The 12,991-nt window shown below is 71.0% G+C and carries 11 protein-coding genes and 2 pseudogenes; 7 read left to right on the top strand and 6 right to left on the bottom strand.

Annotation, left to right across the window (positions count from 1 at the left end; translation table 11 throughout):
* Nucleotides 1-369 precede the first annotated feature (369 nt).
* Nucleotides 370-1,596 (top strand): PP2C family protein-serine/threonine phosphatase, encoded by a 1,227-nt coding sequence (locus ACFXMF_RS32055; RefSeq protein ID WP_379991829.1) that lies wholly within the window; start codon nucleotides 370-372, stop codon nucleotides 1,594-1,596.
* Between the two features lie 39 nt (nucleotides 1,597-1,635).
* Here ACFXMF_RS32055 and ACFXMF_RS32050 read toward each other — a convergent pair whose 3' ends face one another.
* The gene (locus ACFXMF_RS32050; RefSeq protein ID WP_379991828.1) at nucleotides 1,636-2,301 is read right to left on the bottom strand and encodes an ATP-binding protein; all 666 of its coding nucleotides are present in this window, start codon (nucleotides 2,299-2,301) and stop codon (nucleotides 1,636-1,638) included.
* Between the two features lie 417 nt (nucleotides 2,302-2,718).
* Between ACFXMF_RS32050 and ACFXMF_RS32045 the strand changes: the two genes are divergently transcribed.
* Nucleotides 2,719-3,588: a SigB/SigF/SigG family RNA polymerase sigma factor gene (locus tag ACFXMF_RS32045; protein ID WP_379991827.1), complete on the top strand. Its 870-nt coding sequence runs from the start codon at nucleotides 2,719-2,721 to the stop codon at nucleotides 3,586-3,588.
* Between the two features lie 188 nt (nucleotides 3,589-3,776).
* Nucleotides 3,777-4,613 (top strand): annotated as a pseudogene (locus ACFXMF_RS32040) (phosphatidylserine/phosphatidylglycerophosphate/cardiolipin synthase family protein); the annotation flags it as partial.
* Here ACFXMF_RS32040 and ACFXMF_RS32035 read toward each other — a convergent pair.
* The 3 genes from ACFXMF_RS32035 to ACFXMF_RS32025 all read right to left on the bottom strand — a co-directional run bounded on the left by ACFXMF_RS32035 (nucleotide 4,574) and on the right by ACFXMF_RS32025 (nucleotide 6,861).
* The gene (locus ACFXMF_RS32035) at nucleotides 4,574-5,077 is read right to left on the bottom strand and encodes an ATP-binding protein (protein WP_379991826.1); all 504 of its coding nucleotides are present in this window, start codon (nucleotides 5,075-5,077) and stop codon (nucleotides 4,574-4,576) included. The pseudogene ACFXMF_RS32040 and the gene ACFXMF_RS32035 sit on opposite strands and share 40 nt — an antisense overlap.
* 817 nt (nucleotides 5,078-5,894) lie before the next feature.
* Nucleotides 5,895-6,224 (bottom strand): branched-chain amino acid transporter permease, encoded by a 330-nt coding sequence (locus tag ACFXMF_RS32030; RefSeq protein ID WP_379991825.1) that lies wholly within the window; start codon nucleotides 6,222-6,224, stop codon nucleotides 5,895-5,897.
* Nucleotides 6,217-6,861: an AzlC family ABC transporter permease gene (locus ACFXMF_RS32025; protein WP_379991832.1), complete on the bottom strand. Its 645-nt coding sequence runs from the start codon at nucleotides 6,859-6,861 to the stop codon at nucleotides 6,217-6,219. The genes ACFXMF_RS32030 and ACFXMF_RS32025 overlap by 8 nt, the downstream gene beginning before the upstream one ends.
* A gap of 171 nt (nucleotides 6,862-7,032) precedes the next feature.
* Between ACFXMF_RS32025 and ACFXMF_RS32020 the strand changes: the two genes are divergently transcribed.
* From ACFXMF_RS32020 to ACFXMF_RS32010, 3 genes and pseudogenes are all read left to right on the top strand, one after another.
* On the top strand, nucleotides 7,033-7,491 hold the full coding sequence (locus ACFXMF_RS32020) for an Lrp/AsnC family transcriptional regulator (RefSeq protein ID WP_360322296.1): 459 nt from the start codon (nucleotides 7,033-7,035) through the stop codon (nucleotides 7,489-7,491).
* A 248-nt stretch (nucleotides 7,492-7,739) separates the two neighbouring features.
* Entirely contained in the window at nucleotides 7,740-7,898 is a 159-nt protein-coding gene (locus ACFXMF_RS32015) for a hypothetical protein (RefSeq protein WP_379991824.1), read from the top strand.
* A pseudogene (locus tag ACFXMF_RS32010) lies at nucleotides 7,877-8,083 on the top strand (protein-L-isoaspartate O-methyltransferase); the annotation flags it as partial. The gene ACFXMF_RS32015 and the pseudogene ACFXMF_RS32010, both read left to right, overlap by 22 nt.
* 476 nt (nucleotides 8,084-8,559) lie before the next feature.
* Here ACFXMF_RS32010 and ACFXMF_RS32005 read toward each other — a convergent pair.
* Both ACFXMF_RS32005 and ACFXMF_RS32000 read right to left on the bottom strand, forming a co-directional pair.
* Entirely contained in the window at nucleotides 8,560-8,697 is a 138-nt protein-coding gene (locus ACFXMF_RS32005; RefSeq protein WP_379991833.1) for a hypothetical protein, read from the bottom strand.
* Nucleotides 8,698-9,178: 481 nt separating this feature from the next.
* Entirely contained in the window at nucleotides 9,179-10,252 is a 1,074-nt protein-coding gene (locus ACFXMF_RS32000) for a tyrosine-type recombinase/integrase (RefSeq protein WP_379991823.1), read from the bottom strand.
* A 377-nt stretch (nucleotides 10,253-10,629) separates the two neighbouring features.
* On the opposite strand from ACFXMF_RS32000, the gene ACFXMF_RS31995 reads away from it, so the two are divergent.
* Complete coding sequence (locus tag ACFXMF_RS31995) at nucleotides 10,630-12,774, top strand: MMPL family transporter (protein ID WP_379992837.1); 2,145 nt, start codon at nucleotides 10,630-10,632, stop codon at nucleotides 12,772-12,774.
* Nucleotides 12,775-12,991 lie beyond the last annotated feature (217 nt).

Raw genomic sequence — 12,991 nt, 5'->3', positions numbered from 1 at the left:
GACGATCTCGGTCGGGACGACCGACTCGTACCACAAGTCTCACCTGCGCGACCTCGCGAGCTGCCTGACGAACAGCGCCACACGCCTCGCCGACCTCCACGGACCTACCGGCCGGCGGCTTCTCGACGACACGGTCGGACACGCACGCCGGCGCACACGACTACACGCGTGTGTCGGAACGCGAACCCGAGAACGAACCGTCGCAGGCGACCCCCGCCTCGGCGAGCCGGAGGCGGCGGGCTCGGGTGTCGTGACAGTCACGGAGGCCGTCTCTGTTACTTTCGGATGCTGCCCGGCGGCATCGGGTCGTCCGGCGTCGTCGTGATCGACCGTTGGAGACGCGGGTCTCGAATCAGGACAGGATGCCGTGTGAAGCCTCTTGCGAACGATGCGGTCACGACGGGTGGTCTGCTCCGGGCGAGTCGCCACGCGGTCCTGGAGGACCTCCCGGACCTGATCGCCGCGCACGCCCGACCGCTGGGTCTGACCCGCCCGCTGGTCTACCTCGTGGACGTGCAACAACAGCTGCTCCGTCTGGTCCCCGGCAGAGGGGAGCACGCGGGGGAAGCGGACGCGGTCCCCGAGGCGGAGCTTCGCGTCGATGCCACGCTGGCCGGCCGCGCCTTCCAGAGCGTCGAACCCGTCGAGTCGCCGGCGGGCGCGGACGACGTCGAGTCCGGCGAAGCGCCCACCAGGCGATTGTGGCTGCCCCTCGTGGACGGCGCCGAACGCCTGGGCGTCCTGGGCCTGGAAACCGACGACACCGACGACACCGTCCTCGACAGGGCGCTCGACCTCGCGCTCCTGGTGGGGCTGCTCCTGGTGAGCAAACGCGCCTACAGCGACACCTACGAACGCCTGGTCCGCACCCGTTCGATGGGCCTGGCCGCGGAGATGCAGTGGACCCTGATGCCGCCCGGTTCCTTCGCCGGCGCACAGGCCACCGTCAGCGCGGCCATGGAACCGGCGTACGAGATGGGCGGCGACGCGTACGAGTACGCCGTCGACGGGAACACCGCCCACCTGGCCGTCTTCGACGCCATGGGCCACGACACCTCCGCCGGCCTCACCGTCGCCCTCGCCCTGGCCGGCTGCCGCAGCAGCCGCCGCCACGGCGTGGGCCTGGTCGAAACCAGCGAGGCGATCGAGGCCGCGCTCGTGGAACAGTTCGGCCGCAGCCGCTACGCCACCGCGATCATCGCCGAACTCGACCTGCTCACCGGCGCCCTGACCTGGGTCAACCGCGGCCACCACCCACCGATCGTGATCCGCAACGGTCAATGGGTCGCCACCCTGGAACGCCCGCCCGCCCACCCGATGGGCACGGACATGGGCCTGCCCGTCAGGTTGTACGACGAGCAGCTCGAACCCGGCGACTGGCTCCTGCTCTACACCGACGGCGTGACCGACGCCCGCAATCCCCGGGGCGAGATCTTCGGACTGGACCGGTTCGTCGACTTCGTCATCCGCCACATAGCGGACGGCCTCCCCGCCCCCGAAACCCTGCGCCGGCTCATCCGAGCGATCCGCGAGTACCACCACGACCGCCTCCAGGACGACGCCACCATCCTGCTCCTGCAATGGCACGGCGCCTGACCGCGGCGAGTCCGGGGACAGCCCGGTGTTCGTGCGGCATCAGGCCGCGGCGAAGGCGTGCACAAGCATCACGTGGGAACTCCCGCGCCGCATCCGCCGGATCCGCCGCGTCAGGGGTGTCGTGCCCGCGCGCACCGACGACCCGATCGCGCCGACCCGCCACCACGCCCACACCTGCGATCGAGGCGGTCGGGCTCCTCGGCGGGCCGCGGCCAAGCCCGCCAGTCCCGCCCGGCGTACGCGATGAAGGGCCGCACCGATCGAGGCGGCCCCGGATCGGGCGCGCACCGGCACCGGGACCACGGCTCTCGCCGGGGCGGGGCCATCGATGTCGGCCCAGACGGTCTTGCCTGCCCGGCGCGCCCGAACGCCCCAGTCGGTGGTGAGCGTGTCGAGGATGTGCAGGCCGAAGCCGCCCTCGTGTTCGGAACCGGTGTCGCGGCGCGTCGGCATCCGGGGATCGGTGTCGGTGACCGACAACCGCGCCCCGCGCCCGGTCCGGCGCACGGCCAGGACCACGTCCCCGTCGGTGTGCAGTTGTGCGTTGGTCAACAGTTCCGACAGGACCAGGACGGCCGCGGCCACGCCGTCCCCGTCCCAACCCCAGTCGGCGAGGGCGGCCCCCACAGCCGTACGGGCCCGGGCGGAAGCCCCGATCCGTCGCGGCACGCGCCACCGGAGGAGGGAACGACGACGTCGATGCATGACCTTCCTCACGGGCACGTGGACGGACGGCGGACGGTATCGCGGGACAGCCTCGGCATACCGGCACGAACGATTCGCCCGCGTCGTCGTCCCGACGGTTCACCGGTGCGGGAGACCACGAATCCACCGCAGGGACTGTGACCAGCCCGTTCGTACACCATGGGCGGTCCTTCCCGGGCCGGCGACGCCGTGCCCGCACACCTGCCCGGCGTCCGGCGCCTTACGCGTCGTCCGATCGAGTGGATGGGCCCCCGGCCCCGAGAGCGCCGCATTTCGGAGGACGACCCCGGCGGGAGGAAGGACGCGTCACCGCCGTCGCGGAATCCTGCGAAATCCCGTCCCCGATCGGGTGTACTCCCCTCAGGGTGGGGCACAATGCTGCGGCCCACAGCCGAACCGAAACAGGAGGACGCCGACATGAACCACACCCCCGCGACCGCCTTCCTGGCCCCCGAAGCGACCGCGGCCGCCGCCGAAGGCGGCGCGCTCGCCGATCTGCCGATCGTCGACGACCCGGGCAGCGTCACGGCGACCGACGCGCGGGCGATGTCGAAGGTGCTGTTCGACCGGCTGCGGGTGCTCCAGGAGGGCACGCACGAATACCAGTACGTGCGCAACACCCTGATCGAACTGAACATCCCGCTCGTGCGGTTCGTCGCGGGCCGCTTCCGGTCGCGTCCGGAGACCTCCGAGGAGATGGTCCAGGTCGGCACGATCGGCCTGATCAAGGCCATCGACCGTTTCGACCCCGCCTTCGACGTCGAGTTCCCCACCTTCGCCGTGCCCACCATCGCCGGCGAGATCAAGCGCTTCTTCCGCGACACCTCCTGGGCCGTCCACGTCCCCCGACGCCTGCAGGAACTGCGCCTGGAGTTGGCCAGGGCCCGCGACGCGTTCACCGCGGCGCACGATCGCCGGCCCACCTCGGCCGAACTCGCCGACAAGCTCGGCCTCGCCGTCGAGGACGTCGTCGAGGGGCTCACCGCCGCCGCGGGCTATTCGGCCGCCTCCCTGGACGCTCCCGCCGGCGACGACGGCCCCGCCGAGGTCCCCTCGGGCCGTGCCTCGTTCGTCGACCCCGGCTACGAACTGGCCGAGAACCTGCACGCGCTCAGGCCCCTGATCGCGGCCCTGCCGCAGCGCGACCGCGACATCCTGTCGATGCGCTTCGGTCGGGAACTCACCCAAGCCCGGATCGGCGAACACCTCGGCGTCTCCCAGATGCACGTCTCCCGCCTGCTCGCCCGCACCCTGACCAGGCTGCGGACCGAACTCCTCACCGACTGAAACCCGATCGAGGAGCGTGGCTGCCCGGCGAACGACCGCGCCGCCTCGTTCGCCACCGCAAGTGGCGGACCTTGCCCGCGCACCGCATCGGCCAAGTCGTTGCGAAGAACACGGGCACCATCGCCCCGCTGCTGATCTGTCCGCGGATGACCGACGTGCTCGCCATCCCCATCGTCGGAAGGTGCCGCATGAGCACTCGGGAGAACACGGAACACGCCGACGGCACCGACGCGACGGCCCGGGGCGATATACCGGCCCGCAAACAGCGCCTGCGTCGGCGACTGGAGCGCCTGCTGGGCATGGCGGCCACCGAAGGCAACGAACTCGTACCCTTGCGCAACGGTGATGCGATCTTCCCCGCCATGCTCGACGCGATACGCGGCGCCGAGCACACCGTCGACATGATGACCTTCGTCTACTGGCGAGGTCGGATCGCCCGCGACTTCGCCGCCGCGCTCGCCGACCGGGCCAGGGCCGGCGTGCGGGTGAGGTTGCTCCTCGACGGCTTCGGCGCCAAGGAGATCGAGCGGGACCTCCTCGACGTCATGGACGACGCCGGTGTACAAGTGGCCTGGTTCCGCAAACCGTTGTGGCTGTCGCCGTTCAAACAGAACCATCGCTGCCACCGCAAGGCCCTCGTCGTCGACGAGCACACCGCCTTCACCGGCGGCGTCGGCATCGCCCAGGAATGGTGCGGCGACGCCCGCAACCCCGACGAGTGGCGCGACACCCACGTCAAGGTCCGGGGCCCGGCCGTGGACGGGATCGCCGCCGCGTTCGCACAGAACTGGGCCGAATGCCACGACGAACTCTTCGACGACCGTGACCGCTTCACCGGACACGACCAGGTCGGGACCTCGATCGTCCAGGTCGTGCGCGGCTCGGCCGGCGTCGGATGGCAGGACATGCAGACCCTCATCCGCGTCATGCTCACCTCCGCCGAACAACGTTTCCGCCTGGCCACCGCCTACTTCGCCCCCGACACCTACTTCGTCGACCTGCTGTGCGCCACCGCCCGCCGCGGCGGGCCGGCGACGTGACCGCCGGGATCGTCGGCCAGTACGACGCACGCGCTGATCCGCTTGCCCACCGTTTCACGGTGCACCGCGAAGCTTCGACACAGCGCCATCACGATCTCCAGACCGTGCCGACCGAGCCGGTCCGGATCGTGCGGGAGGATCGTCGGCGGCGTCGGGTCGCCGTCCCACACGCTCACCGCGACCGCGCCGCCGCTCACCTCCAACGTCAACAGGCACGCGCCCGGCGCGTGTCTGCGGGCGTTCGTCACCAGCTCGCTCACCACCAACTGCACCGTGTCCCACACGCGTTCGGACACCGGCAGCCCGTGCTCGCCCTGCACGTCGCGAAGAAACCCGCGGACCAGACCGCGGGCGAGGGAGACGCTCTCACCCTCCCCGAACACCGCCGACGCCGAAACCACCACCCCCGACGACGACCGCCGACTCCCGCCGTCCCTGGTACGCCCCATGTCGCCCCGCCCCTCCGACACCCCCGATTCCTGGCCGATCGTCTACCCCGAAAACCCCGGGGCAGACGTGCAATTCGACACCGGGGCGGGCACGGACGCGGCCGCACGGCGACGCGGACCGGGACACGAGTGGACACGCCCGCCGACACGCCACGTCGCCCGCGCCACCGGACGCTGCGGTCGACGGCCGCCCGATAGGGCCATGCCTCGCGAGCCGCCCCGTCCAGGACCAGCGGGCGCGACGCCGCCGGGCGCGTTGGTCGAGGGTCCGGCGTGGCATTCGGCGGATGGCCGCAGGACGTACGCCCGGGGATGTGGGCGAGCACGACCGGGAGCAGACGGGCGAAGCGGTCGACCGAGCAGATCAAGGACCGTGAGGCGCCTACCGGCACCTGGTCGGAGACTTCGAGCGGCCCTTCGTGCTCTGCGGGAGGCTGGAGAGGTCGTCGACCTGCGGATCGCGCAGATCGAACGGCTCAAGGACAAGGTCGCGGAGCTCAAAGAACGCCTGACCCAGCGGGACGCGCCCGCGGCCGAGCTCGCCAAGTTCAAGGAACTCGCCGTCACGGGCTTGGCCGCACGGCACGACGGGATCGTATGTCGACGGGAACAGACCTGCGGCTCCCGGCCACGTCCGGCACGTGCCCACCGCCCGCCGCGAAACGGCCCGTACGGATCGTGCAGCTGAGCCTGACGTCTACCGACGTGTCTCGACACGGCGTGGGAGCCCGTCGACGTGGCCTGCCGCGCTTCCCCGCCGTCCGCACCGTGGGCGTTCTTCGCGGGAAGCGACGGCGCCGGGTTTTCGTCAGGCGGCTCAGCGGGTGAAGACGGTGCCGACCAGAACCACGTGGACGGCTGTGCCGCCGAGGATGCTCAGCGGTGCGTTGCGGCGCCACACGTGCAGGCCGATGGTCACGGCCAGGGCGGCCGACGGGGTCAGGGAGCGCGTGTGGGTGAGCGGGAGGTCGCGCAGGCAGTAGACGACCAGGATCAGCATGACGCCGGCGGGCATGCGGGTGCCGAGGTACTGGATGGTCGAGCTGTTGCGCAGGGGTGTGAGGGCGGCGAAGGGCAGGGCGCGCAGGGCCCAGGTGACGGCGGCGGAGACGAGGACGGCGGCGATCAGGTACGGGCTGTCAGGCATGGCGCGGCTTCCTGCGGGTGGTGAGGTGGCGCGCCAGGAGACCGGCGGTGAAGAGGGTGAAGGCGGCCGGGAGCATCTGGCTCGGAAAGAGGAGTCTCGCGGCGAGGGCGCCGAGCAGGGCCAGTACCGGGGTGGGTATGTCGTCGCGCAGGTTCCGTACGGCGTCGAGGGCAAGGACGGTGAACAGTGCGGTCAGGGCGAAGTCCAGGCCGGTGACGCTCTCCGGGAGCAGGGCGCCGAGCAGGGCGCCGGCGGTGGAGCTGCCGACCCAGTACAGGTGCAGGAAGAGCTGGAGCCACAGGATGCGGCGGCCGGACCAGGAGCGCGCCTGCTCGCCGGTGGTCAGCGCGTATGCCTCGTCGCACAGGGCGTACGTGCTGTACGCCCTGCCGAGGCGGCCGTGCACGCGGTGCAAGGGGAAGGACAGCGCGTAGAAGACATGCCGGACGTTCACCATGAACGCGGACAGCGCAATGGCCGCCAGTGGGGCGGCGGCGGTGACCAGTCCGATGAGCAGAAACTCGAACGATCCGCCGAAAGCGAGCGCGGCGGACAGCCCGGCCCACCACCACGGCAGGTCCGCCTGCGTCACCAGCGCGCCGAAGGCGAGCCCGAGCGGAAGGAACGCCAGGCCCACACCGAGGGAGTCCTTGAACGCCGCACGCGCGTGGGACGTCGTCGCGGACTCGAGGGCGGGTGGCACGGACCGAAGGCGGCCACCGGCAACGACAGAATCTATTCCCATGTATGTAATTGTAGGAAAGTCTCGACCTAATATGGTTGCCAATTATGACACTATGATTTCCATATGAGCAATGAACTGCACCTCGATGCCGTTGATCGCGACATTTTGTTTCACCTGCGCCGGGACGGGCGGCTGACCAACGTCGAGCTGGCCAAGCGGGTCGGTCTGACCGCGCCGCCCTGCCTGCGCCGGGTCAAGCGGCTGGAAGAGGTCGGCGTCATCACCGGCTACCGGGCCCTCATCAACCCCGAGGCCCTGGGCCGTGGCCTGGAGGTGCTCCTCGACGTGGAAATCTACGCCCAGGACCGCAAGAGCTTCGAGGAGTTCGAGGACACCGTTGCCTCCTACGAGGAGGTCGTCGAGTTCCGTCGCATGTACGGGCGCCCCGACTACTTCATCCGCGTGGCCGTTGCCGACCACGCCGCCTACGAAGCCTTCCTCACCGGCAAGCTCAGCGGCCTACCCGCCGTCCGGCGGATCGAGTCCCACCTGACCATGAAGGAAATCAAGACCGACCGCTAGCCACCCGGCAACATGTTCACCGCGTCGTCCTTGACGGCCGGCGCTTCTCGATCGACGGCCGATCGTCTCGGTCACGCGACCAGAGTCCGGCGGGTGGGAGCCGTCCAGGTGGCGCTGATCCCGGCATGACCCCGAGCGCGTCGTTCGGGACCGTGCAACCGTGGGCTCGGAAAAGTATCGGCGTGATGGCTTCGGTCGTCATGAACCGTTCCCCTACGCCCTCGATTGCGTCAAAGGACCCGAAGTAGATGACCGGCGTCCTCGAGGATCGTCGCCACGCCCTGGACAAGGCGATGCGGACGCGCGGCGCGTGGCCCGAGGACACCCCGTGGGTGCGCGCCGCGTTCGAGGCGCTGCCCCGGCACGCGTTCGCGCCCGAGCGCCTGTGGGCGCCTCCGGGCGGGTGACCAGCGTGGAGGCCTCGGCGGAACTCGCCGACACGGCGGCCGGGAGGCTGGGGCGTGCCCGGGTTCGCGTCGACGTCGCGGTCGGCGACGGCGACCTCAGCCGGCCCGCAACGGCCCCCTACGACCGGGTGATCGCCACCTACGCCGTCGACCACGTCCCCTGGGCCTGGATCGAACAGACCGTCCCCGGCGGCGACCTGCTCTTCCCTCTCGGGCGCACGGGCCACTTCGCCGTCACCGTCGCCGACGACCACCGCAGCACCCGGGGCTGGATGCACGGCTTGGCCCAATTCATGAACGCACGCGACACACCGGCGCCCGCCGCCACCGTCCGCTCCTATACGCAGGTCCGCGCCGGCCGCGCGCCCGACGACAAGCGGGGCGTCGACCGCGACATCACTCCCCTGCACACCGACGTGAACCTGCTCTGCGCTGTGCATGGCCCTGCTCGACATCGTCTACACCACCGACACCGACCAGGACGGCGTCAACGCCTGGATCCACGACGGCATCTCCTCCTGGGCCGTCGCCACCACCGGGCCCGACGGCAGCGCCCGCACCGAACAAGGCGGCCCCCGCCGCCTGTTCGACGCGGTCGAAACCGCCTGGGACGCATGGACCACACACGGACAGGTCAACCGCTGGGACCACGGCATCACCATCACCGAGCGCGGGCGTGCTCCAGGACGCTCGGCACGTACAGGGCGGGGAGGCCCTCGGCTACGGCCTCGACGGCGGCGTACGCGTCGGCGGAGAACATCGGGCGGTCGTCGGCGATGGAGCTGTGGGTGATACTCATGCTTTCCTCGCATGTGGCCCGGAGCCGGCGTCGACGGCCCCGGGCTTCATGCTGTCGACACGGAACCGGACGACACGGGGAAGCAGCGAAACGCCGCGCCGACCGGCAGCCGTCATATTCCCGGATTTGCGGAGGTATGAATGGTGATCGAAGTCGACCCATGGGGATTGCCGGGCGTATATGGGGGGCCACCGGAGTACGCCCGAAACCTGCATCCGAGGGTGGGAAGGGCGGTGTCTTCTGCCGCTGGGCGTGCGGGTGGGGCGCGGATGGTGTCAGCCGGACCTGGGACCGCCGCCGAGCACGCCTAACCGCAATGCCGTTGACATATGCCGACCCGCCTTCGTCGAGATCTGCAAATCCGCCCGATTTTAGGGTGATTTGCAGATCTCGACGGTGGGCACGGCCACGCAACGCGCGTATGTCAACGGCATTGCGCCTAACCGGGGGCTGCTCCCGACCGTAGCGAGCGGCGTCGTCGTCAGCGGGGGGTGGTGCGTCGGGCGGCTGGGTCACGTTCCGCGACGTGTCGGGCGACGGCGTCGACACCGGGGCGGGCGTACCGCTCCAGGGAGCGTACGGAGGCGTGCCGGGAGCGGGCGAGGAGCATAGGGGTGGATGTGCCGTCTTCGGCGTCGTGGGTGAGCGTGCTGTGGCGGAGCTGGTGCAGCGTCCACCCCTCCAACTCTGCGACGTCTTCGGGGCGGGCGAGCGGGTTGGCGAGGATCCGGGTGGCTTCCTCGAAGATCTCGGCGGCGCGCCGGTAGGACAACCGCGCGCGGCCGGTTACCGGGCAGGTGTCCAGCGTGGGGGTGCGTGCTGGGGCTTTGCGGGTGGTGAGGAACAGTGGGCCGTGGGTGCGGCCGGCGATCAGGCGTGGTAGGAGTTGCGCGGTTCCGGACTGCCAGTGGATCCACTCGGTGGCGTCGCCTTTGGCGGTGGTGCGGCCGCGTTTGTCGCCGGGCAGCAGGTCTTCGACGTTGAGGCACAGGGCTTCGTCGGCGCGGGCGGCGCTCTCGTAGAGCAGCTTCCACAGCGTCTTGTCGCGCAGCGGGACGTCGAGCCGCCACAGCGCGGCCATCTGGGAGCGCGCCAGTGCGCGGGTGCGGTCGGCGGGGGCGGGGCGGCGTTCGATGCCGAGTGCGGGGTCGCTGGTGATCCAGCCGTGGACCTGCCACCAGCCGATCGCCTTGCGGGCGATGGACAGTTCGCGGTTGACGGTGTCGGCGTCGAGGGCGTCCGCGCGGGCGGCCGCGAGCTCGGCGAGGACCGGAGGCAGGCCGGGGTCGTCGAGGGCGGCGAGGTCGAACGGGTCGGGTCGGGCGCCGCGGCGCGCGGGCCCGAGGGGCGCGGGTTCGCCGCGCAGAAGCCATCCCCAGGTGGTGAGCGCGATGCGGTAGATCCGCGCGGAGGACTTGGCGATGCCGGCGCCGGTTAGGTACCGCTCGACCGCGGCCTCGTACGTCGGCGGCGGCGAGAGCGGCACCACGTGTCCGCGCGGCGCCGGGACGGTGTGGCCGTTTTGCGGTGCTGCCGCCGCCTGTTCGAGCGCCATGCCCGTTCCTTTGCTTCTGCCGCAGTAAATGCGTACACCTCGCCTCGCGGCCGCAGGCGCGGACGCGCAGGTCGCAGGGATCAGGCTAGGTGGTCTGCCGCAGTAAATCCGGTGTTTACTGCGGCAGTTCCGGGACGGGTGCACGCGCAGCCGGTCCATGCGCGCTGACGACACCGCGGGTGCCCGCGGCGGTGCCCGCGCCGCGCATCGTCGTTCGCCGGCGGCCGCCTCGCCGCGGCCGCCGAGCCCCGCCCTCGCCGGGCTCGGTGCCTCGATGCCCTGGACGCCACCACACTCCAGGCGCTGCTTGCGCCCCGCCTGTAGGTCTGGGACAGTCACGAAATCACTAATGAAATTAGCAATCCTGTGAGGTTCTCATGTCGCCACCCAAGCTCCCGGATCACGCCGGATCCCCGCTGCGTGTCCTGCGTGCGCGTCCGCGGGCGCTTGCTGCCACGGTGCTGCTCCTGACGCTGGCGTTCGTCGGTGCCGTGTTCGCACTCGGTCCCGCGGAGGCGAACACCGCCGGTGCGGACCGGGCGAATCTGCCTGCGTCCTCGCAGTCGGGCGAGGTCGCGGACATCGTCGACGGGCTGGGCAGCGGCGGCCGGACTCCGGTGCTCGTCGTCTACAGCCGTACCGACGGCGCCGCACTCACCGAGGCCGACCGGGCGGCGGTGGCCGGCCGGGCCGCGCCGCTCGGCGCCACCGGCCTCGACGGCGTCCCGTCCGAGGTGATGTTCGACCCCACGGGCACGGTCGCCACGGTGCAGGTGCCGGTCTCGGACACGCTGGAGGGCAAGGACAACGACAAGGCCGTCGAGCGTGTGCGCGAGGTGGCGTCCGACGGCGTGGACGAGCCGCTGCGTGCCCAGGTCACCGGTGGCCCGGCGGTGTCCGCGGACCTGAACAAGGTGTTCGACGGTGCGGACGTCACCCTGTTGCTGGTGACCGCGCTGGTGGTCGCCGTGCTGTTGCTGGTGACGTACCGCAGTCCGGTGCTGTGGCTGGTGCCGCTGATCGTCGTGGCGATCGGCGACCGCCTGGCCACCGTGGTGGTGGGCGCGCTCGCGCCGAAGGTCGATGTGGCGGTGGACAGTTCGGCCGCGGGCATCTTGTCGGTGCTGGTGTTCGGGGCCGGTACCAACTACGCCCTGCTGCTGGTCTCCCGCTACCGCGACGACCTGCGGGTGGAGGCGGACCGGTTCACCGCGATGCGACGCGCGCTGCGCGGTGTCGCCCCCGCCGTGCTGGCGAGCGGCAGCACTGTGGTGCTGAGTCTGCTCACGCTCCTGGCCGCTGAGCTGACGGTCAACCGCGGGCTCGGGTTCGCAGGTGCGTGCGGGATCGTCATCGCGATGTTCTTCGGACTCGTCGTGCTGCCCGCGGCGCTGGTGCTGCCCGGCCGCTGGCTGTTCTGGCCGCTGATCCCCCGGGTCGGCGACCCGGTCGCCGCGGACCGGGACGGAGTATGGACGAAGCTGGGCCGGGTCGTCTCGGCGCGTCCGGTCCTGGTGTCCGTGGGCGCGACGGCGGTTCTCGCGGCACTGGCGTGCGGACTGTTCGGCACGTCCGTGGGCCTGTCGCAGAACGAGCTGTTCCGCGAGACGCCCGAGAGCGTCCAAGGCGCGAAGACATTGGAATCGGTACTGCCGGCCGGGGCCACCCAACCGCTGACCGTGGTGTCCTCGGCCGCCGCCGGGACGCAGGTCGCGACGACGGCCGAGGGAGTCGAGGGCGTCTCCTCGGTCGCACCGGGCACCGCGTCGGAGCGGTACGCGGTCACCGACGTGGTCCTGGACTCCGCCCCCGGGAGCAGCCGGTCCGACGCCACGATCGTGCGGCTGCGCCAGGCTCTCGCCGAAGTCCCGGGCGCCGATGCGCTGGTCGGCGGAACGACTGCGGGCGAGTACGACGTGGCCAAGGCGACCAGCCGCGACACCCGCGTTGTTGTGCCGCTGGTCCTGGCCATCGTGTTCGTCGTCCTGGTGCTGCTGCTCCGGGCCGTGGTGGCGCCGGTGCTGCTCGTGCTGACGGTGGTGGCGACGTACTTCTCCGCCTTGGGGGCGGCCGAGGTGGTGTTCAGTACCGTCTACGACTTCCCGGCGCTGGACGACAACGTGCCGCTGCTGTCGTTCCTGTTCCTGGTCGCGCTCGGCGTCGACTACAACATCTTCCTGATCGCCCGCACCCGCGAGGACACCGTCGCCGGGCACGACACTCGGGCAGCGGTCCTGCGGGCCCTGGCGTCCACCGGGGGCGTCATCACCAGCGCGGGCATCCTGCTGGCCGCGGTGTTCGCGGTCCTGGGCGTGCTGCCGCTGATCACCCTGACGCAGATCGGCGTCATCGTGGGCGCGGGCGTCCTGCTCGACACCTTGATCGTCCGTACCGTGCTGGTCCCCGCGCTCGTCGTGATGACCGGCAAGTGCTTCTGGTGGCCGGGACGACCGGAAGAGTCGGCCGGCACCAGGAAGGGCGAGGCGCCCGAGCCGACACACGTGGCCCACAGCGTGGGCTGACACCCGAGGACGTCGCACCAGCACGGGACCGGCGGTTCCCGCTGCGCAGATCAAGAAGTCCTCACAGGTCACGGGGGTGACGCTTGGGGTTCGCGGAACGGCCTGGTGTGGGGGGGGCGGGCGGGGGGGGGGGGCCCCGCCCCCACCGCGGGGTGGGGGAGGGGTAAGACGGCCGACGACTACCAAAACAAATAGGGGGGCCCCAGCGTGACAAAAA

The organism is Embleya sp. NPDC059213 (genome assembly GCF_042754445.1).
Lineage (GTDB): Bacteria > Actinomycetota > Actinomycetes > Streptomycetales > Streptomycetaceae > Embleya.
Note: the sequence above shows the minus strand (reverse complement) of the source record. Positions and strands in the feature narration are given on the sequence as shown.

Excerpts from the sequence above, each read along its gene's own strand:
- ACFXMF_RS32050 (WP_379991828.1), bottom strand. The coding sequence starts at position 2,301 with ATGCATCGACGTCGTCGTTCCCTCCTCCGGTGGCGCGTGCCGCGACGG.
- ACFXMF_RS32045 (WP_379991827.1), top strand. The coding sequence starts at position 2,719 with ATGAACCACACCCCCGCGACCGCCTTCCTGGCCCCCGAAGCGACCGCG.
- ACFXMF_RS32035 (WP_379991826.1), bottom strand. The coding sequence starts at position 5,077 with ATGGGGCGTACCAGGGACGGCGGGAGTCGGCGGTCGTCGTCGGGGGTG.
- ACFXMF_RS32030 (WP_379991825.1), bottom strand. The coding sequence starts at position 6,224 with ATGCCTGACAGCCCGTACCTGATCGCCGCCGTCCTCGTCTCCGCCGCC.
- ACFXMF_RS32020 (WP_360322296.1), top strand. The coding sequence starts at position 7,033 with ATGAGCAATGAACTGCACCTCGATGCCGTTGATCGCGACATTTTGTTT.
- ACFXMF_RS32015 (WP_379991824.1), top strand. The coding sequence starts at position 7,740 with ATGACCGGCGTCCTCGAGGATCGTCGCCACGCCCTGGACAAGGCGATG.
- ACFXMF_RS32005 (WP_379991833.1), bottom strand. The coding sequence starts at position 8,697 with ATGAGTATCACCCACAGCTCCATCGCCGACGACCGCCCGATGTTCTCC.
- ACFXMF_RS32000 (WP_379991823.1), bottom strand. The coding sequence starts at position 10,252 with ATGGCGCTCGAACAGGCGGCGGCAGCACCGCAAAACGGCCACACCGTC.
- ACFXMF_RS31995 (WP_379992837.1), top strand. The coding sequence starts at position 10,630 with ATGTCGCCACCCAAGCTCCCGGATCACGCCGGATCCCCGCTGCGTGTC.